The sequence below is a fragment of the Arthrobacter sp. TJ-178 genome, from assembly GCF_058269275.1.
This window is the reverse complement of sequence record NZ_JBZCNK010000005.1, coordinates 353859-372602: the sequence shown is the minus strand read 5'-3', so window position 1 is coordinate 372602 and position 18744 is coordinate 353859. Positions and strand designations below refer to the sequence as shown.

Here is an 18744-nt window from a genome sequence, read left to right as displayed (position 1 = left end):
CTATGACGCCGACACATCGGTAAGCCTTCCTGCATGTCCCCGGCCCATACCTACCCACGTGGGGTCGACCGATTTCGTTTGCCTAGGTGAGAATTGCCTAATAGGCTTCCGGGCATGCTTTGAAGGGAGCGTCACCGGTGGACTTCCTGGGCCGGCAGGCCGAGCGCGCAGCTATCGACAACCTCATCTCACGGGCCCGAGCCGGGGAGAGCGGGGTGATCCTGGTGCGCGGAGAAGCCGGTATTGGAAAGACAATGCTTCTTGAGTACGCCCGGGGGATGGCGGAATCCTCGGGGTTCCGGGTGCAGTCCTTGGTCGGAGTGGAGTCCGAGACACAGTTCGCCTTCGCGGGACTGCACCAATTGTGTGCGCCGCTGCTTGACCGGCTGGAGGCCCTGCCCGAACCGCAGCAGGCCGCTCTGGGCGTGGCACTGGGGCAGCAAAGCGGCGGCGTGCCGGACCGTTTCCTCGTTGGGCTGGCTACTCTTCACCTGTTGGCAGAGGTCGCCGAGGAAGGCCCCCTTTTGTGCCTTGTCGATGATGCGCAGTGGCTGGACGAGGCCTCCGCCCAGGTCCTCAGCTTCGTCGCGCGGCGGATGGCGGCGGAAGGGATAGTGCTGGTGTTCGCGCTGCGGGACCCCGCCGACCGGGACGCTCGCTGGTTCGACGGTTTGTCCGTTGTGTGTCTCTGCGGGCTCGAGGAGGCCGACGCACGGGCGTTGCTGGCCACAGCGGTCCACACACCGCTGGATGAGGGAATGTGCGACCGCATTGTCGCGGAGGCACGTGGTAACCCCCTCGCACTGGTGGAGCTGGCCCGCAGTGCGCCGGCGCCATGGGTGACCGGAGGATTCGAGCTGCCGGAGGTGCCGGGCACCGTACACCGCATTGAGGTGACTTTTCGGCGCCGCGTAGCAGACCTGCCTGCGCAGTCGCGGCTGCTGCTGTTGGTTGCCGCGGTCGATCCGACCGGAGAGACGGCCCTGCTGTGGCGGGCGGCCACGCACCTGGGGATCGCCCCCGAGTGGGCAGCGCCAGCTGAAGCCTCCGGGCTCCTGGAGATCGGCAGCCAGGTACAGTTCCGGCATCCGTTGGTGCGTTCGGCTGTGCTTCGAGGAGCCGCCCCGCATGAGCGCCGCCGGGCGCACGGTGCGCTGGCCGCGGCCATCGATGCCGATGTCAACCCCGACCGCCGCGCCTGGCACCGCTCGCAAACGGTGCTGGGTACCGATGAGGGCGCCGCCGTGGAGTTGATTCGCTCCGCCGGCCGGGCACACGCCCGTGGCGGATTGGCTGTCTCCGCGGCCTTCTTGGAGCAGGCGGCCAAGCTGACCCCCGACCCCGCCGCCCGTGCATGCCGGGCGCTTGAAGCCGCCCATGCCAAACATGAGGCCGGTGCCTCCGCGGACGCCTTGGAACTGCTGGCGGTCGCTGCGGCCGGGCCGCTCGACGACGTGCAGCAGGCTCAACTCGGACTGCTGCGCGCCCGGATCTCGTTCCACCTCGCGCGGGACGGCGAAGGGCAGGCCATGCTGCTGGAAGCTGCCAAGTGCCTCGCCCCGCTGGACCCGGAGCTGTCCCGGGAGACCTACCTGGGTGCGCTGGATGCTGCGATTGTCACCGGCAACTCCCGCAGCGGCCGCGGCGTACCGACAGTGACCGAGGCTGCCCGGACCGCGCCGCCCCCAACGGGGCCGCCGAGGCCGGCGGATCTGTTGCTCGCCGGGCTGGTGACGATGTTCACGGAGGGGTACTCAGCCGGCATGCCCGGACTGCGGCGTGCGTTGGCCGCATTTGCCGACCACGAGAGCGAGGCCGGCCACGAGCCGGACATTCATGGGGTGAGCGTAACCGACGGGGTCAGCGAGACCCATCGCCGCCGCTGGGGATGGCTCGCCTGCCGAACCGCCATGGCGGTCTTCGACGATGAGATGCTCCACACCCTGGCCGCCCGGCCGGTCCAGCTGGTCCGTGATTCCGGCGCCCTGGCCGCACTCCCACGCGCACTTCTCGGCCAGTCCGTTATGTTGGTGCTCTCCGGTGAGTTCGACCGGGCCGAGGAGCAGATGGCGATCGTGGCCGCGACCAGGGCGGCACCCTTGCTCCATGCGCAGCTTTTCCTATCCGCCTGGCGCGGCCGTCCGGACGAGACCGCCGAGGTATACGCGGCCATTGCCGCGCATGCATCCGGCAATGCGAAGGCCACAGAGGTGACCCTGGCACAGTACGCAATGGCGGTGCAGCACAACGGTATGGGCGACTACCCGGCGGCTCAGGTGGCGGCAACCCGGGCGTTCGAGTCAGAGGCGTCGAGGTTCAACAACCTGGCCCATCCCGAACTTATCGAAGCGGCGTGCCGTGCCGGGCAACCGGAGTTGGCCGCCGAGGCGCTGGAAGAGCTCACCTCGCGGGCCCGCGCCAGCGGCACTCCCTGGGGGCTCGGCCTGGCGGCGCGTTCCCGGGCGCTGACCAGCACGGGGCCAGCCGCCGAGGAGCATTACCGTGAGGCGATTGAGCAGCTTGCGCGCTGCCGGATGGCCGCCCATCTGGCACGCAGCCACCTTGTCTACGGCGAGTGGCTTCGCCGCGAGGGTCGTAGGCAGGACGCGCGGGAACAGCTCCGCACCGCGCACGGGATGCTGTTGGACATGGGTGCGGAGGCGTTCGCTGCCCGCGCCGCACGTGAACTGCGCGCCACCGGCGAGTACCCGCGGAAGCGGACCGCTCAGCCAGCCGATGCACTTACAGCCCATGAGCTGCACATCGCCCGCCTGGTGGCTACCGGAGCCACCTCGCGGGAGGTTGGTACACAGTTGTTTCTCAGCCCCCGCACGATCGAGGCCCATCTGCGGAGTATCTTCCGCAAACTGGACATCAATTCCCGCCGGCAGCTCCGGGAGCTGTCCCTTCCCCGGTGATCGGAGAGCGGTATGCCAGGTAAAGCACGTCTTGCGGTGGCCTCTGCAGTTGTGGGTCTGGCAGCGGCCGGGTGCACTGCCCAACCCGCTGAGGAGACCGGGGCCGCGGTGGGGGCCGCATCCGTGGAGACCATTGCCACCGGACTCGATGCCCCGTGGTCCATCGCCTTCCACGAAGGGACCCCGCTGGTCAGCGAACGTGATTCCGCGCGGATTGTGGAACTCAACGACGACGGCGAGGGCCGCGAGGCAGGCATCATTGAAAGCGCTGCCAATGGGACAGAAAGCGGGGGAGGAGCGACGGGAGAAGGCGGTCTCCTCGGCATTGCCGCTCAGGATGGGTACCTCTACACGTATTTCACCACCGGCGGGGAGAACCGGATCGAGCGCCGCGAACTCTCGGGCGGCGTCGGTTCGCTGGACCTTGGCTTGCCGGAGATCGTTGTGGACGGCATCGAGGCCGGTCCCATCCACAACGGAGGACGTCTCGCCTTCGGCCCTGACGGGATGCTCTATGCCACCACTGGAGACGCCGGCAACCGGGGGAACGCGCAGGACAGGTCCTCCCTGTCCGGGAAAATCCTGCGGATGACTCCCGACGGCGAGGTGCCCGAGGACAACCCGTTCCCCGGGTCGCTGGTTTACAGTTACGGACACCGCAATCCGCAGGGCATCGGCTGGGACACGGACGGCGTCCTCTATGCGAGTGAGTTCGGGCAGAACACCTGGGATGAGCTCAACGTCATTGAGCCCGGCGGCAACTATGGCTGGCCGGAGGTTGAAGGTACTGCAGGAGTGGAGGGGTTTATCGATCCGGTGCAGCAATGGGAGCCGGCGGATGCCAGTCCCAGCGGCATCGCCGTCGTCGGAGACTCCGTCTATATTGCCAATCTGCGCGGAGAGCGGCTCCGGGAGGTTCCGCAAGCTGATCCGGACACCTCCACCGTGTATTTGGCCGGGGAGCACGGGCGGCTGCGGGACGTCGTCGGTGCCCCTGACGGCAGCCTGTGGGTGCTCACGAACAACACTGACGGACGGGGCAGCCCGGTACCCGGAGATGACCGGATCCTTCGTATCAGTGTTTCTGACTGAGTCTTACGACCGGCGGATTGGAGCTTCAGACTGACTGGTTGATGCGGATGAGGTTGCCCGCCGCATCGCGGAAGGCGCAGTCCCGGACCCCGTAATCCTGATCGATCGGTTCCTGGACGACGTCCGCTCCGGCGGCCTCCATTCGTGCGAAGAGCCCGTCCAGATCCCCGGAGGCCAGTGTCACCGACGCGTAGACCCCCTTGGCGATCAGTTCCAGGATGGTACGGCGTTCCTCGTCGGTGATCCCCGGATCAACGGCCGGCGGTTGCAGGACAATCGAGGTTTCCGAATGTCCGGCAGGACCGACGGTAATCCACCGCATGTCTTCGTTGCCGACGTCGTTGCGGACCTCGAAGCCAAGAATGTCGCGGTAGAACCCCAGGGCAGCTTCCACAGCGAAAGAATGGTCGCGGCGGTACACGCTCGGCGGTCCCCCCGGCCAGTTCAGTGAACCGTGTGCTGAAGGTGCCCGGGGACGAGTAACCCACCGCACAACAGATGTCCGTCACGCTGAGGTCTCCGCGCCGTAGCGCTTCCACATTCAGCGGCCGGGCGTCGTCGCGGTCAATCCGGTCACGAACCCGGCGGATGGCAGCAATGCCGCGCAGCTGCCTGACACCGAAGACATCCACCAAGCTGGTTTTCGCCGGTGCCCATGAGCCGAGGGTGCCGTGTCCTGGCCGGTTACAGCAGCGCTGACTCGTGCAGGTTGTAGTCGTACTGGGGCAGCGGCTCGCCGGCCCTGAGCGTGCGGACCACAGCCGCGTCGGCAAGGTGCAGGCGGCCGATTCCAATCAGGTCAAACTCGTCCGCTGCCAGGCGGCGCAGCAGGTCTGAGCGGTTGTCGAGGGTGGGGTTGCCGCTGCTGCGCCGGTCCTTGAGGGCCGAACCGATGCCAACACTGCCCACCGCCATGGCAGATGCACCGGTGAGCTGCTTTGCCCACCCGGCCAGCCCCAGGCTGCTGCCCTCGAAGGCAGGGTCCTGGAATCGCCGTGCGCTGGCATCCAGCACGTCCACGCCGGCCGTCACGAGCGGGCGCAGGAGGGCGCCCAGCTCTTCCGGGGTGTCGGCAAGGCGTGCGCTGAAGTCCTGCTGCTTGTGTTGGGAAAAGCGGAAGAAGATGGGCAGGTCCGCACCGATTTCTGCGCGGATGGCCCGGACCACTGCTGCCGGGAACGCGGCGCGGCGTTCAGCGTCTCCGCCCCATTCGTCATCTCGGCGGTTGGTATCCGCCCACAGGAAGGAATCCAGGAGGTAACCGTGTCCGCCGTGCAGGGCGACGCCGTCGAACCCTGCCTCGACCGCGCCCCGGGCGGCAGTCCGGTAGGCCTCGATGACAGCCTCCATGTCCGCCGTCGTCATGGCCCGGGTCAGCGGTGCAGAGGCGCGCACCAGGTCCGCGGAGTAGTTGGTGATGCCCGGAGTGCCCCACACACCGGAGGGACGCATGGGCGTCACCTCACTGCCGCCGCCCATTGCGCCCCACAGGGGGCCAACATGCCACAGCTGCGGAATGATGCGGCCGCCTGCGTCGTGCACGCCGTCCACGACACGGCGCCAGCCGGCCAGGGCCCGGGTGCCGAACATGCGGGGCACCGACGCGTGGTCAACGGCTGCGGGATGGTCGATGGCCACACCCTCGGTGAGGATGAGGCCCGTGCCGCCTTCCGCGCGGCGGCGGTAATACTGAGCCACGTCCGGGCCGGGAACTCCGCCGGGGGAGTAGGCGCGGGTCATCGGCGACATGACAACCCGGTTGCGCAGCTGAAGCGACCTGACGGAGAAGCTGCGGAAAAGCGGATCTGCCTCGCGCGCGTCGAGCTTCTCGGCGGAGCCCGGAGCCGCGGTCACAGGGTCACGCTCCGGGCACCGGCCAGCAGCGCCCGGGACGCAGTCCGGCCGTCCAGCAGCGAGTTGGTCCGGGCCGTGACTTTCCAGCCGGCGTCGGTGCGTGCCAGCTCCCACCGGTTGGCGGCGAGACGGAACACGTAATACCCGGGGTCCTCCCCGTCACGGTGCCGGACCAGCATTGAGTAACCGGTGGCGACGGCGGTGTCTGCGTCCACCCGGATGTCCGGGATGCCCATGAAGTGGCTTGAGCCTCCCGTAATGATCTCCTGATGGGAGGGGCCCTCGACCATGGTGCGGAAGTCGTCGGCTCCGGTAAGCGTGCGCTCGCCGTCGCCGTAGCTGAACGTGTAACTTCCGTCCTCAGTCCACAGCCCGGCCACCTCTTCGGCACTGCCGGAATCCACGGCGGGACCATAGGCGGCGAGCACACCCAGAATCTCTCGGTGGTCTTCAAGCCGTTGGATACGGTCGCGCAGCTCGGTGATCTCGGTCAGTGGACTCATCAGTTGTTCCCCTTCGGTTCCCTTTAGCGTATTCAACATCACTGATGACTCAAGATGCAAACAAGCGCTTGATCGGTACGAAGGGAACTGTGGAATGAGCGGATTCGAGAAGTACGGGCCTTGGGCATTGATCGCCGGCGGATCGGAGGGCGTGGGCGCAGCCCTGGCCCACCGCCTGGCCGAGCAGGGACTGAATGTGGCGATCGTTGCCCGCAAGCCCGGTCCCCTCGCAGAGGTGGCGGAATCGGTCCGTTCCGCCTATGACGTGGAGGTCCTGGCCATCGAGCAGGACCTGCTGGCCCCCGGCGCCGTCGCCGCGATCGCCGGACAGCTGGGAGACCGTGAAGTGGGCCTGCTGGTGTCCAACGCCGGTGCCAACACCTACGGCGGCGAGATTGTGACGTCCGACGCCGAGCGCGCCCAGATGGTCATTGACCTGAACATCACCGTGACCCTGGAACTCATCCGGCGTTTCGGGGCGCCGATGCAGGAGCGGCAGCGCGGCGGCATCCTGCTCACCGGATCCCTCAGCGGCTTCGCCGGCACCGCCGGGATCGGCTTCTACTCCGCAGCCAAGGCTTTTGTCCACAATCTTGCCGAGGCACTGTGGGTGGAGATGCGCCCGTACGGCGTCGACGTCCTGGAACTTTGCCTGGGACTGACCCGCACGCCCGCAATGGAACGCCTCGGTTTCTCCTTCGATGCGCCCGGCGTGCGTGCCTCTGATCCGGACACCGTGGCGCGTGAAGGGCTGGAACACCTCGCGGACGGACCCAGCTGGATCGTGGAGGGCTTTGCCGGGGATGCCGAGGCCCGCTCCGCCTTTCCCCGCCGTCCCGTTGTGGAGGCAGCCAACGCCCACTACCGCTCGCCGGCACCGGTGGCCTGATTCCCGCCGGGATGCCGCCGCGTGTGGGGGCCGGGCGGCCTCCCGGCCAGGATATTCGGAGACGGGCACGCCGGGGATTTATTTGAGTCGAAGGATGTTTCCAGCGGTTGCAGGCCGCGACGCGCGCCCGGCGGTCGGCTAGGATCGATCAACATCGAGAAAGGGCCCGCCATGTCCGATGTCGTTGACTTCGCCATTGTCCTGAATGTTCCGGACCCGCCGGCCTCTGTTGATTTCCTCTCCCGGTACTTCGGCTATCGGCCGGTGATGGGCACCTCCGGATATTCCTCTCTGAAGCATCCGGCCGGCGGACCAAGCATCATTTTTCTTCGCACCGGACTGCCGGTGTTCAAGCCTTCGGAAGTTGCGGGCAGTGCAGGCCAGGGAATGCTGCTGGTCCTGGCTGTAAGGGACCTTGACCATGAGCACGAGCGTCTGGCGTCAGCCGGCGTCGAAGTCGTGACCGCTCCCGAGCCGGAGGGCTGGGGGCAGCGGTTCGCACAGTACCGCGACCCGAACGGACTCATTGTGCATATGGTCCAGTGGGTGTGAACCCGGGGTGCGTCCTCCACATGTCGTCGCACGTCGCTCCGCAAACTGCGCATAAAACGCTCAGTGCCGTGAAAGCCCTCCAGCAGGTAGGCTAGGACAGCCGGTACGGCGAGATTTGTCAGCAGGAACTGTGCGGCCAGCCAGTATGTGAGTGGTTGGCCGCATCTTTTGGGGAGGATAAAGGACATGGCGCGCGAGGACTACAACGCCGGACAGACCGAAGATCGGCGTGAGCTGGGTGCCGAGGACACTACATCCATCAGTCTGCCGCCTCAGACCGATACGACGTCGGTGGAGCCCAAGCTCAGCATGGATGAGCGTGCGGCGGTGGCTGCGCTGCCCGCCGGGTCAGCGCTGCTGATCGCCCATTCAGGCCCCAACAGCGGTGCGCGGTTCCTTTTGGACCAGGACGTCACCACTGCAGGCCGTCATCCGAACGCTGATGTCTTCCTCGATGACGTGACGGTGTCCCGCAAGCATGTGGAGTTCCGCCGGTCCCCTGAAGGGTTCCGTGTGGTGGATGCCATGAGCCTGAACGGCACCTACGTAAATAATGACCGGGTGGACACACTGTTGCTGCGGACGGGCAATGAGGTTCAGATTGGAAAGTTCCGGCTCACCTTTTACGCAGCCCGGCCCACCGCCAGCTAAGCATCAACAAAACACGGCGGAGGAAATCCCGCCGCATGTCCAGGGAACACTGAGGGAATAGGTATAAGCATGTCAGCATCACAGCCCATCAGGCGGACCCTGGGCACGGGGAACGAGCGCCTGCGCGGCCGTGTGCTCAATATCGGAGAAGTCCTGAGCGATCTCAGCACGGACTTCCCGGGAATCAGCGCCTCCAAGATCAGGTTTTTGGAGGAAAAAGGACTGGTCACGCCGCAGCGGACGGCAGCGGGATACCGCAAATACACCACCGCCGACGTCGAACGGCTGCGCTTTGTCCTGGCACTGCAGCGGGACCAGTACCTCCCGCTGAAGGTCATCAAGGATTACCTTGACGCCATTGACCGGGGCGAGCGTCCGGAATCCCTGCCCGGGGGCATGTCGCTGACCCCGCGGGCCGTGTCCGAACAGCTGGCCGGGGAATTGTCCGCCCGGACGTTTGCCCGGGGGCTGACCTTCAATGAGCTTGTCCGCGAATCAGGCGCTTCGGCGGACCTGGTGCGCAACCTTGCCGAGTACGGCCTGATCACGGCACCCGAGAGCGGTGCCGACCCCGCCGTCTATGACGAACATGCGCTGAAAGTTGCCAAGGCCTGCGCGAAACTCCAGGCCCACGGCATAGAACCACGCCACCTGCGTCCCTTCCGGGCGGCTGCGGACCGCGAACTCGGCCTGGTGGAAAGCGTGGTGGCACCGCTGGCCTCGCGACGCGACGTTGCATCCAAGGCACGGGCGGCGGAAACAGCCCGGGAAATCAGCGATCTCTGCCTGAACCTGCACAGTGCGCTGGTGAACGGACATATTGCACGAATGGAAGGCTGAGGAATATGCGTGAAGTCGAAGTTGTCGGCGTCCGGATTGAACTGCCCTCCAACCAGCCGCTGGTGCTGCTCAAGGAAATCAACGGGGAGCGGCACCTGCCCATCTGGATTGGCGCACCTGAGGCCAGTGCCATTGCCTTCGTCCAGCAGGGGATCGTCCCCCCGCGCCCAATGACCCATGACCTGCTGGCCTCGGTGGTGCTTGCCCTGGGCCGGACCGTGCAGGAGGTCCGCCTGGTGAGTGTCGAGGACACGGTCTTCTATGCGGAACTCGTGTTCGACAACGGCGTCACTGTGAGTTCCCGGGCTTCCGACGCCATAGCGGTGGCCCTGCGGGCTCCCTGCCCCATCTTCTGCGCCGACGCGGTGCTGGACGAAGCAGGCGTGCGGATCGCGGAGGCTGAGGACAGCGAAGACGACGAAGCGGAAACGGAAAATGCGGAACAGGAAATGCGGCAGTTCCGCGAGTTCCTCGCCGATGTTGAACCCGAGGACTTCGAGCGCTGAGCCCGACACGCCTTTAGAAAAAGCGCCTGCATCTTTGACCTTGGACCTGGTCAGATCTAACGTCGAAGCATAGAGAGTTCCCACTGCACGGAGCTCCGCCATTCCTCTCCTCGGGTTCTTCCCCTCAGAGGTCCCGCGGGGCACACTGAAGGTAGTCGTTCCCGACACCCAGGTCCCGTGCCCACCCCCCCCGGGAACCGCTACAAGGAGGCACAAGTGAGTCCGAAAGGCGATGCCGGCGAGCATGTCCACGCCGTTGCGCCGGGTAAGGTTCCCGGAGCCCAGGGCTTGCTGTTCACTGAGGATCTGCCCGTTCTCGACGAGGACGCCGGCTACCGCGGTCCAACAGCCTGCAAAGCAGCGGGAATCACCTACCGCCAGCTGGACTACTGGGCGCGCACCGGACTGGTGGAACCCGCCGTCCGCGGCGCCTCCGGCTCCGGAACCCAGCGTCTGTACGGCTTCCGCGACATCTTGGTGCTGAAGGTCGTCAAACGTCTTCTGGACACCGGTGTTTCGCTGCAGCAGATCCGAACCGCTGTTGAGCACCTGCGGGAGCGCGGCGTGGAGGACCTGGCCCAGATCACGCTCATGAGCGACGGCGCCAGCGTCTACGAATGTACGTCCGCAGACGAAGTCATCGACCTCGTTCAGGGCGGTCAGGGAGTGTTCGGCATCGCCGTCGGGCGTGTGTGGCGAGAAGTTGAGGGGAGCCTGGCTCAGCTGCCCAGCGAACATGTCAGCGAGCATGAGTTTCCCGGTGACGAACTAAGCCAGCGACGGAACGCCCGCAAGATCAGCTAGTCCCGGCTCCGGTTTCACCCGCGCAACTGGACCCGGCCGCGGCACTTGCTGTTCGCACCGCCCCTTCGTTTAGGGCATTCGCAGTACGAGAAGCAGCCGCGCGTAGCGGTCCGCCGATCAGCCGGCGCGGCGTACGCGGTTGCTGCCGGTGTCCACGAGATTCTTCAGGAGCGCATCGAAGGTGCCTGCCGCCTGGCGGGCGGACTCGCCGGGCCAGTGGTGTACCGAGTGAGCCGCTCCCTGAATCTGCTGCCAGTTGGCCTGGTCCGCAACGATCGGGCTCATGAGCAGGCTTCCGAACATCTGCTTCATCTCCGCCAGCCGGAACGTGTGCTCGCTGGACGTCGAACGCACGCGGTTGGCAACAACCCCCGCCGTGGCAAGATTCGGGGCAAACTCTTTACGGAACAGCTCCAGGGCGCGCATGGTCCGTTCGGTCCCGGCCACTGAGAACAATGCAGGTTCAGCCACCAGCAGGACCTGGTTGCTTGCGGTCCAGGCCATGCGGGTGAGCCCGTTGAGGGACGGAGGGCAGTCGATGAGGACAAGCCCGTATCCGCTGACACCGGACAGGAGGGTGGCAAGGCGCCTCAGATCGCGCCGTCCCAGGTCCGGACGGTCATAAATGCCCGAATATGCCGATCCCATGGCAACGTCCAGAACAGGCCGGCGCCCGGGATTTGGATCCGCCGACCGCCGGTCGTTGGCCACCCAGCCGCTGGGAACCACATTGTCGGTCAGCTGGGTGCGGCGTGCCGCTTTGAGCATTTCGCCGATGCCGGGCTTGTGGGCAGCGCTCACGCCCAGGCCGGTGGTGGCGTCTGCATGAGGATCCAGATCCACTACGAGGGTACGAATTCCTGCTGCCATTGCCGCCGAGGCCAGTCCGAGCGTCACCGAAGTCTTGCCCACCCCGCCCTTCAGGCTGCTGATGCTCACTACTTGCACTTCTTGAACCAAAACCTAACGTGTCTAGTGGATCACGAGCGGGGCCCCTGCGAGGCTGCCGTTTCATTCTATGTGACGCCCGGCCACTGCTTCGGCATGCAGTGGTTTTGCCCGGCAGCACGGAATAGGCACAATGATGGCAAGTGAGACAGGACACCCAAGGTGCCTGCAACGAATATAGTCTGAACTAGAATCCGAGGAGGGCGGCAATATGCCGCTGCCCCCACCCCGCAACGATGCAGGAGAGCAATGTTCTCGAAGATACTGGTAGCCAACCGCGGAGAAATCGCAATCCGTGCCTTCCGTGCCGCCTATGAGCTGGGCGCAAAAACGGTTGCAGTGTTCCCGCACGAGGACCGCAACTCCATTCACCGCCAGAAGGCTGACGAGGCGTATCTGATTGGCGAGGAAGGCCACCCCGTCCGCGCCTACCTGGATGTGGATGAGATCATCCGTGTCGCCAAGGAATCCGGCTGCGACGCGATCTACCCCGGTTACGGCTTCCTTTCGGAGAATCCGCAGCTGGCGCGGGCAGCCAAAGAAGCGGGCATCACCTTTGTGGGCCCCGCAGCGGACATCCTGGAACTTGCGGGGCACAAGGTCCATGCCATCAACGCTGCGCGGGAAGCCGGCATCCCGGTGCTGCGCTCCACCCAGCCGAGTTCAGACCCGGAGCAGCTGCTCCGCGAGGCCGAGGACATCGGTTTCCCCATTTTCGTCAAGGCCGTTGCCGGCGGCGGCGGCCGCGGCATGCGCCGGGTGGACACCGCCAAGGAACTTCCCGAGGCACTGAACGCCGCCATGCGTGAAGCTGACACCGCCTTCGGTGATCCCACTGTCTTCCTTGAACAGGCAGTTCTCCGGCCCCGTCATATTGAGGTGCAGATCCTGGCTGACGGCCAGGGCAACGTCATCCACCTGTTTGAGCGTGACTGCTCGCTGCAGCGCCGCCACCAGAAGGTCATTGAGATTGCTCCGGCCCCCAACTTGGACGAGAGCATCCGGCAGGCCCTGTACCGTGACGCCGTCAAATTCGCCAAGGCCCTGAAGTACGAGAACGCCGGCACCGTGGAGTTCCTCGTGGACACCGTGGGGGAGCGCGCCGGACAGCACGTCTTCATCGAAATGAACCCGCGCATCCAGGTGGAGCACACGGTCACCGAGGAAATCACCGACGTGGACCTGGTCCAGTCGCAGCTGCGCATCGCAGCCGGGGAAACCCTCGATGACCTCGGCCTGCAGCAGGATGAGCTGCGGGTGCGCGGAGCCGCGCTGCAGTGCCGCATCACCACGGAAGACCCGTCCAACGGATTCCGCCCGGACGTCGGAAAGATCAGCGGCTACCGCTCCGCCGGCGGAGCCGGTGTGCGGCTCGACGGCGGCACGGTGTACGCCGGCGCCGACATCAGCCCGCACTTCGATTCCATGCTGGTGAAGCTGACCTGCCGCGGCCGCAACTACCCTGCTGCAGTCAACCGTGCCCGTCGCGCGCTGGCTGAATTCCGCATCCGCGGAGTTTCCACCAACATTTCCTTCCTCCAGGCCGTCCTGGACGATCCTGACTTTATTGCCGGGGACGTGGCTACCTCCTTCATCGAGGAGCGCCCCGAACTGCTCAATGCCCGCGGCTCCGCGGACCGCGGATCGCGGCTGCTGAACTGGCTGGCGGACACCACGGTGAACAAGCCCAACGGCGAGCTGCCCGTCCACATTGACCCGGCGGACAAACTGCCCGCGGACCTGCCCGAAGTCCGGCCCGGCTCCCGGCAGCGGCTGCAGGAACTGGGACCGGTTGGTTTCGCGGCCGAGCTCCGCGGCCAGCAGGCGCTGGCTGTCACCGACACCACCTTCCGGGACGCACACCAGTCCCTGCTGGCAACCCGGGTCCGCACGCGTGATCTCCTGGTTGCTGCGCCGGCCGTGGCTGCCCTGACCCCCGAACTGCTGTCGGTCGAGGCCTGGGGCGGAGCCACCTATGACGTCGCCCTGCGGTTCCTTGGTGAAGATCCCTGGGAGCGGCTTGGCTCGCTGCGCCGGGCGCTGCCCAATATCTGCCTCCAGATGCTCCTGCGCGGCCGTAACACCGTGGGCTACACCCCGTACCCGGCGGAGGTAACCGAAGCCTTTGTGCAGGAGGCGACCGACGCCGGCGTCGACATCTTCCGTATCTTCGACGCGCTGAACGACGTCGAGCAGATGGAACCGGCCATCCGTGCCGTACGCGCCACGGGGACTGCAGTGGCCGAAGTGGCCCTGTGTTACACGGCTGACATGCTGAACCCGGAAGAAAAGCTCTACACGCTGGACTACTACCTGAACCTCGCCCAGCAGATGGTCGACGCCGGGGCCCACATCCTGGCGATCAAGGACATGGCCGGACTGCTGCGGCCTGCAGCCGCCGCCAAGCTGGTGGCCGCGCTGCGGGAACGGTTCGACCTGCCCGTGCACCTGCACACGCATGACACCGCCGGCGGTCAGCTGGCCACGCTGCTCGCCGCAGCCAACGTTGGCGTGGACGCCGTCGACGTTGCCAGCGCTCCGCTGGCCGGCACCACCAGCCAGCCTTCGGCGTCCTCCCTTGTGGCCGCGCTGGCACACACCGACCGAGACACCGGCCTCAGCCTGGAGGCCGTCAGCTCGCTGGAACCGTACTGGGAAGCGGTGCGCCGCGTCTACGCGCCGTTCGAATCCGGCCTGGCCGGACCCACCGGGCGGGTCTACCAGCACGAGATCCCGGGCGGGCAGCTCTCCAACCTCCGGCAGCAGGCCATTGCCCTGGGCCTGGGCGAGAAGTTCGAAGCCATTGAGGACATGTACACCGCCGCTGACCGCATCCTGGGCCGCCTGGTCAAGGTCACCCCGTCGTCCAAGGTTGTCGGAGACCTTGCCCTGGCGCTGGTGGGCACCAAGGTGTCCCCGGCGGACTTCGAGGAGAACCCGCAGAATTACGACATCCCGGATTCCGTCATCGGCTTCCTCAGCGGCGAGCTGGGCAACCCGCCCGGCGGATGGCCCGAGCCGTTCCGGACCAAGGCCCTGCAGGGACGCACCATCAAGGTGCGCGACGTCGAACTCACCGAGGTTGACCGGGACGGCCTGGCCGGGGACTCGTCCACGCGCCGCGAAACCCTGAACCGCCTCCTGTTCCCCGGACCGGCCAAGGAATTCGCCATGGTGCGTGAAACCTACGGCGACGTCTCAGTCCTGGACACGCGCGACTACCTCTACGGGCTGCAGCGCGGCTCGGAGCACGTGGTTGAACTGGAAAAGGGTGTGCGGCTGATTGCCACCCTTGAAGCAGTGAGCGAGCCCGATGAAAGAGGCATGCGCTCTGTCATGACCACCCTCAACGGCCAAATGCGGACCGTGCTGGTCCGCGACCGCAACGTGCAGTCCTCGGTCAAGGTTGCCGAGCAGGCTGATCCGGCCAACGCCGGGCACGTGGCGGCTCCGTTTGCCGGTGCGGTGACCGTTACGGTCAAGGAAGGCGATTCGGTCACGGCCGGACAAACCGTGGCCACCATCGAGGCCATGAAGATGGAAGCCTCCATCACGGCTCCCGTTGCAGGCACCGTCTCCCGGCTGGCGATCTCCGCCGTCGAACAGGTACAGGGCGGGGATCTCCTCGTGGTGATCGACCCCCAGGCAGAATAGGCGCAGCATACGGACCGGCCGCAGCCGGTCCGGTTGGCAAAGCCGCCCGCCCAAAGGCCCCGGGATCCGAAAATCGGATGCCGGGGCCTTTGTGCCGTCCTAGACTGGGACGGTGACTCACTTTGATTTGGCCATCATCGGCTCGGGCTCGGGAAATTCCCTCATCACTCCGGATTGGGACGGCAAGAAGGTTGCCATCATCGACGGCGGTGTCTTCGGCGGCACCTGCCTGAACGTGGGCTGCATCCCCACCAAGATGTTTGTCTATCCGGCGCAGCTGGCAGCGGCCGGATCCGACGCCGCCCGCCTGGGCGTGGACGTGACCCTGGACAAGGTGCACTGGCGGGACATCCGCGACCGTATCTTCACCCGCATTGATTCCATCTCCGCAGGCGGGCGGAACTACCGCGCACAGGAGCTGGACAACGTCACCTTGTACGAAAACCGGGTGCGGTTTGTCAGCGAGCATGCCCTGGAAACCGAGGACGGCCAACGGATTACCGCAGACCAGATTGTGGTTGCCGCCGGTTCCCGCCCGGTGCTGCCCGACATCCCCGGCATGGACCTGCCGCAGGTGCACACGTCCGACACCGTGATGCGCATCCCCGATCTGCCCGAGCGCATCCTGGTCATCGGAGGCGGATACATTGCCGCCGAGTTTGGCTTTGTGTTCTCCGCCTTCGGAGCGAAGGTCACGATGGCCGCACGTTCCGGCACGCTGCTGCGCGCGCTGGATGCCACGGTGGCCGAGCGTTACACCGAGGAAGCCTCCAAAAACTGGGACGTCCGGCTGAAGACGCAGGTGACATCACTGGCAGAGAACGCCGACGGTTCCGTTCGTGTCCGTCTGGACGGACCGCAGGGGCCGAGCGAACTCGACGTGGACCTGGTGCTCGCGGCCACCGGCCGGGTGCCCAACACTGACCGCCTTGACATCCGGGCCGCAGGCTTTGACGTGCACTCCGACGGACGGCTGGCCGTGGACAAGTTCCAGCGGGTGCTGAAGGGCGGCAAACCGGTAACGGGCGTGTGGGGACTGGGAGACGTCAGCAGCGACTTCCAGCTCAAGCATGTGGCCAACCATGAGGCCCGCGTGGTGGCCCACAATCTGGTGCACCCGAAAGATTTGCGAGCCAGCGACCACCGGTACGTTCCCTCCGCAGTATTCAGCAGCCCGCAGATTGCGTCCGTGGGCATGACGGAGGAAGAGGCCTGCACGGACACCGAAGCGCGGGGCGTGGAATTAGCCCTGGCCGTTCAGGAATACGGGTCCACCGCCTATGGGTGGGCCATGGAAGACAACACCGGCTTTGTGAAGCTGCTGGCTGAAAAGGAGAGCGGCAAGCTCCTTGGCGCACACATCATGGGCCATGAAGCCTCCATGCTGATTCAGCCGCTGATCCAGGCCATGTCCTTTGGGTTGGACGCGCAGTCCATGGCGTCCGGCCAGTACTGGATCCACCCCGCATTGACCGAGGTAGTGGAGAACGCGCTGCTCTCGCTGAAGACGGGGACCGGCAGCTAGCAACGGACGCAGAAAAGGCCGGCCCGGTAATGCCGGACCGGCCTTTTTCGGCAGAAGGTGAAGCTAGACCTTCTGGCCGCTGTAGATGCTGTCCACCACGCCGGAGAAGTCCCGAAGGACCTGGGCGCGCTTAATCTTCATGGACGGCGTGAGATGGCCGCTGGCCTCCGTGAAGTCGGTGGGAACCACGCGGAACTCCTTGATGGCCTCGGCCTTGGACACGTGCTTGTTGGCGCGGTCCACCAGCGCCTGGATTTCGCTCTGCAGTTGCTCCGTTTCGGCCGCCTCGGCCACCGTGGTGCCGGCCGGCAGCTTGTGGCGCTCCAGCCAGCCGGGAAGGGCTTCCTCATCCAGTGTCACCAGCGCGGAGATGAAGGGCCGCTGGTCGCCCACCACCACGCACTGGGAGACGATGGCGTCAGCCCGGATGCTGTCCTCCAGGGCCGCCGGCACCACGTTCTTGCCGCTGGCCGTGACAATGATTTCCTTTTTCCGTCCGGTGATCTTCAGGAAGCCGTCCTCGTCCAGCTGTCCGATGTCGCCGGTCCGGAACCAGCCGTCGGTAAAGTTCTCGGCGGTAAGGTCCGGGCGGTTGTAGTAGCCCTTCATGACGCTGAAACCCTTTGCGAGGATTTCGCCGTCGTCGGCAATCTTCACCGCATTGCCCGGCAGCGGAGTGCCCACGGAGCCGATCCGAACCCGTTTCGGGGTGCTGCTGGTGATCGGAGCGGTGGTTTCCGTCAGCCCGTAGCCTTCAAGGACCAGGACACCCACGCCGCGGAAGAAATGACCCAGCCGGTCACCCAGGGGAGCGCCGCCGGAAATGGCGTACTGCACGCGTCCGCCCATGGCATCCCGGATCTTGGCGTAGAGCAGCTTGTCGAAGACTGCATGCTTGACCTTCAGCCCCAGCGGGATCTTTCCGGTCTCCTTGGCCCGGGACCAAGCAATGGCGGTGGCGGCGCCGGCGTGGAAGATCTTTCCCTTGCCGCCGTCCTCGGCCTTGAGCATGGAGCTGTTGTAGACCTTTTCGAAGACCCGCGGGACCACCAGGATGAAGGAGGGCTTGAAGCTCTGCAAATCCGGCAGGAGGTTCTTGACATCGGCGGTGTGCGCCACGGTGGCGCCCGATGCGATGCAGAGAATGGAAATGAAGCGCGCATACACGTGGGCCAGCGGCAGGAACATGATGGTTTGGGCGCCTTCGCGGCACACTTCGGGCTGCGCCGCCGCGGCGTTGCGGGACAGGTTCACGAAGTTGCCGTGCGTCAGTTCGCAGCCCTTGGGCCGGCCGGTGGTTCCTGAGGTGTAGATGATGGTGGCAAGGTCATCCAGGCCGGCTTTGGAGCGGCGGGTTTCCAGGTCTTCGTCGGACACCGAGGATCCTGAGGCCCGAAGCTCATCAAGGCCGGAGGCATCCAGCTGCCAGACGCTGTTTACCGCTGAGAGGTCCTCGTCAGCTGCGGCTTGCCGGACAACGTTTTCATGCCGGGCGGATTCAACCACCACGGCCACTGCACCGGAGTCGCTGAGGATCCAGGCCACCTGTGACGGAGAGGAAGTCTCGTAGATGGGAACCGACACGGCGCCGGCATACCAAAGGGCAAAGTCAACAAGCGTCCACTCATACCGGGTGCGGGCCATCAGGCCCACCCGGTCGCCGGCCTGGATGCCGGCGGCAATAAAGCCCTTGGCCAGCAGCCGGACGTCTGTGAGGAACTCCGTGGCGGTGATGGGCTGCCAGGCGCCGCTTGCGTCCCGGACTGAGAACAAGGCCGGATTGGACGCCTTGGCTGCCTGTTCCAGCAACAGGTCTGTAGTGTTGCTTTGCAGTGGCGATTCCACCAGAGGCGGCACACTGTATTCACGCACGATAGCTCCTTTGATATCCGGCTGCCCCGCGGACGTTCGACGCAGACATTACCGACAGCCTATAACGTGGATCACATAAAATACTGACCGGTAACTTCTCGAAGCAATAACGCTTTCGCGGCAGGGGCGGCCGGTG

General features: G+C 65.7%; 15 protein-coding genes. 10 read left to right on the top strand and 5 right to left on the bottom strand.

The annotated features are described in order from the left end of the window. The first annotated feature begins 119 nt into the window (after nucleotides 1-119). Both AC4D2Q_RS15390 and AC4D2Q_RS15385 read left to right on the top strand, forming a co-directional pair. Complete coding sequence (locus AC4D2Q_RS15390; RefSeq protein ID WP_490947342.1) at nucleotides 120-2918, top strand: ATP-binding protein; 2799 nt, start codon at nucleotides 120-122, stop codon at nucleotides 2916-2918. A 12-nt stretch (nucleotides 2919-2930) separates the two neighbouring features. After that, nucleotides 2931-4010, top strand: a complete 1080-nt coding sequence (locus AC4D2Q_RS15385) for a PQQ-dependent sugar dehydrogenase (protein WP_490947341.1) — start codon at nucleotides 2931-2933, stop codon at nucleotides 4008-4010. Nucleotides 4011-4035: 25 nt separating this feature from the next. On the opposite strand, the gene AC4D2Q_RS15380 is transcribed toward AC4D2Q_RS15385, so the two are convergent. The 3 genes from AC4D2Q_RS15380 to AC4D2Q_RS15370 form a co-directional block, all read right to left on the bottom strand. Beyond that, the gene (locus tag AC4D2Q_RS15380) at nucleotides 4036-4404 is read right to left on the bottom strand and encodes a VOC family protein (protein ID WP_490947340.1); all 369 of its coding nucleotides are present in this window, start codon (nucleotides 4402-4404) and stop codon (nucleotides 4036-4038) included. 290 nt (nucleotides 4405-4694) lie between these two features. Then, complete coding sequence (locus AC4D2Q_RS15375) at nucleotides 4695-5864, bottom strand: oxidoreductase (RefSeq protein WP_490947339.1); 1170 nt, start codon at nucleotides 5862-5864, stop codon at nucleotides 4695-4697. Beyond that, nucleotides 5861-6367 (bottom strand): nuclear transport factor 2 family protein, encoded by a 507-nt coding sequence (locus AC4D2Q_RS15370; RefSeq protein ID WP_490924919.1) that lies wholly within the window; start codon nucleotides 6365-6367, stop codon nucleotides 5861-5863. The genes AC4D2Q_RS15375 and AC4D2Q_RS15370 overlap by 4 nt, the downstream gene beginning before the upstream one ends. 94 nt (nucleotides 6368-6461) lie before the next feature. On the opposite strand from AC4D2Q_RS15370, the gene AC4D2Q_RS15365 reads away from it, so the two are divergent. From AC4D2Q_RS15365 to AC4D2Q_RS15340, 6 genes are all read left to right on the top strand, one after another. Continuing rightward, a complete protein-coding gene (locus AC4D2Q_RS15365; RefSeq protein ID WP_490924920.1) occupies nucleotides 6462-7256 on the top strand; it encodes an SDR family NAD(P)-dependent oxidoreductase in 795 nt (264 codons plus the stop codon). A 171-nt stretch (nucleotides 7257-7427) separates the two neighbouring features. Beyond that, nucleotides 7428-7808, top strand: a complete 381-nt coding sequence (locus AC4D2Q_RS15360; protein WP_490947338.1) for a VOC family protein — start codon at nucleotides 7428-7430, stop codon at nucleotides 7806-7808. A 186-nt stretch (nucleotides 7809-7994) separates the two neighbouring features. After that, a complete protein-coding gene (locus AC4D2Q_RS15355) occupies nucleotides 7995-8459 on the top strand; it encodes an FHA domain-containing protein (RefSeq protein ID WP_490924921.1) in 465 nt (154 codons plus the stop codon). A 69-nt stretch (nucleotides 8460-8528) separates the two neighbouring features. Then, nucleotides 8529-9299 carry a transcriptional regulator FtsR gene (gene ftsR, locus AC4D2Q_RS15350; protein WP_490924922.1) on the top strand — a complete coding sequence of 257 codons (771 nt, stop codon included), beginning with the start codon at nucleotides 8529-8531 and terminating at the stop codon, nucleotides 9297-9299. A gap of 5 nt (nucleotides 9300-9304) precedes the next feature. Then, entirely contained in the window at nucleotides 9305-9805 is a 501-nt protein-coding gene (locus AC4D2Q_RS15345; RefSeq protein WP_490947337.1) for a bifunctional nuclease family protein, read from the top strand. A gap of 216 nt (nucleotides 9806-10021) precedes the next feature. After that, nucleotides 10022-10609, top strand: a complete 588-nt coding sequence (locus tag AC4D2Q_RS15340; protein WP_490924924.1) for a MerR family transcriptional regulator — start codon at nucleotides 10022-10024, stop codon at nucleotides 10607-10609. A 117-nt stretch (nucleotides 10610-10726) separates the two neighbouring features. Here the strand turns inward: AC4D2Q_RS15340 and AC4D2Q_RS15335 are convergent, their stop codons facing one another. Further along, nucleotides 10727-11557 carry a ParA family protein gene (locus AC4D2Q_RS15335; protein WP_490947336.1) on the bottom strand — a complete coding sequence of 277 codons (831 nt, stop codon included), beginning with the start codon at nucleotides 11555-11557 and terminating at the stop codon, nucleotides 10727-10729. 249 nt (nucleotides 11558-11806) lie between these two features. Between AC4D2Q_RS15335 and AC4D2Q_RS15330 the strand changes: the two genes are divergently transcribed. Together AC4D2Q_RS15330 and AC4D2Q_RS15325 are read left to right on the top strand one after the other, a co-directional pair. After that, nucleotides 11807-15211, top strand: coding sequence for a pyruvate carboxylase (locus AC4D2Q_RS15330; protein WP_490947335.1), 3405 nt, complete (start codon nucleotides 11807-11809; stop codon nucleotides 15209-15211). Between the two features lie 112 nt (nucleotides 15212-15323). Then, nucleotides 15324-16736 (top strand): mycothione reductase, encoded by a 1413-nt coding sequence (locus AC4D2Q_RS15325; RefSeq protein WP_490947334.1) that lies wholly within the window; start codon nucleotides 15324-15326, stop codon nucleotides 16734-16736. A 63-nt stretch (nucleotides 16737-16799) separates the two neighbouring features. Here AC4D2Q_RS15325 and AC4D2Q_RS15320 read toward each other — a convergent pair whose 3' ends face one another. Continuing rightward, nucleotides 16800-18608: an AMP-dependent synthetase/ligase gene (locus AC4D2Q_RS15320; RefSeq protein ID WP_490947333.1), complete on the bottom strand. Its 1809-nt coding sequence runs from the start codon at nucleotides 18606-18608 to the stop codon at nucleotides 16800-16802. Nucleotides 18609-18744: the final 136 nt, after the last annotated feature.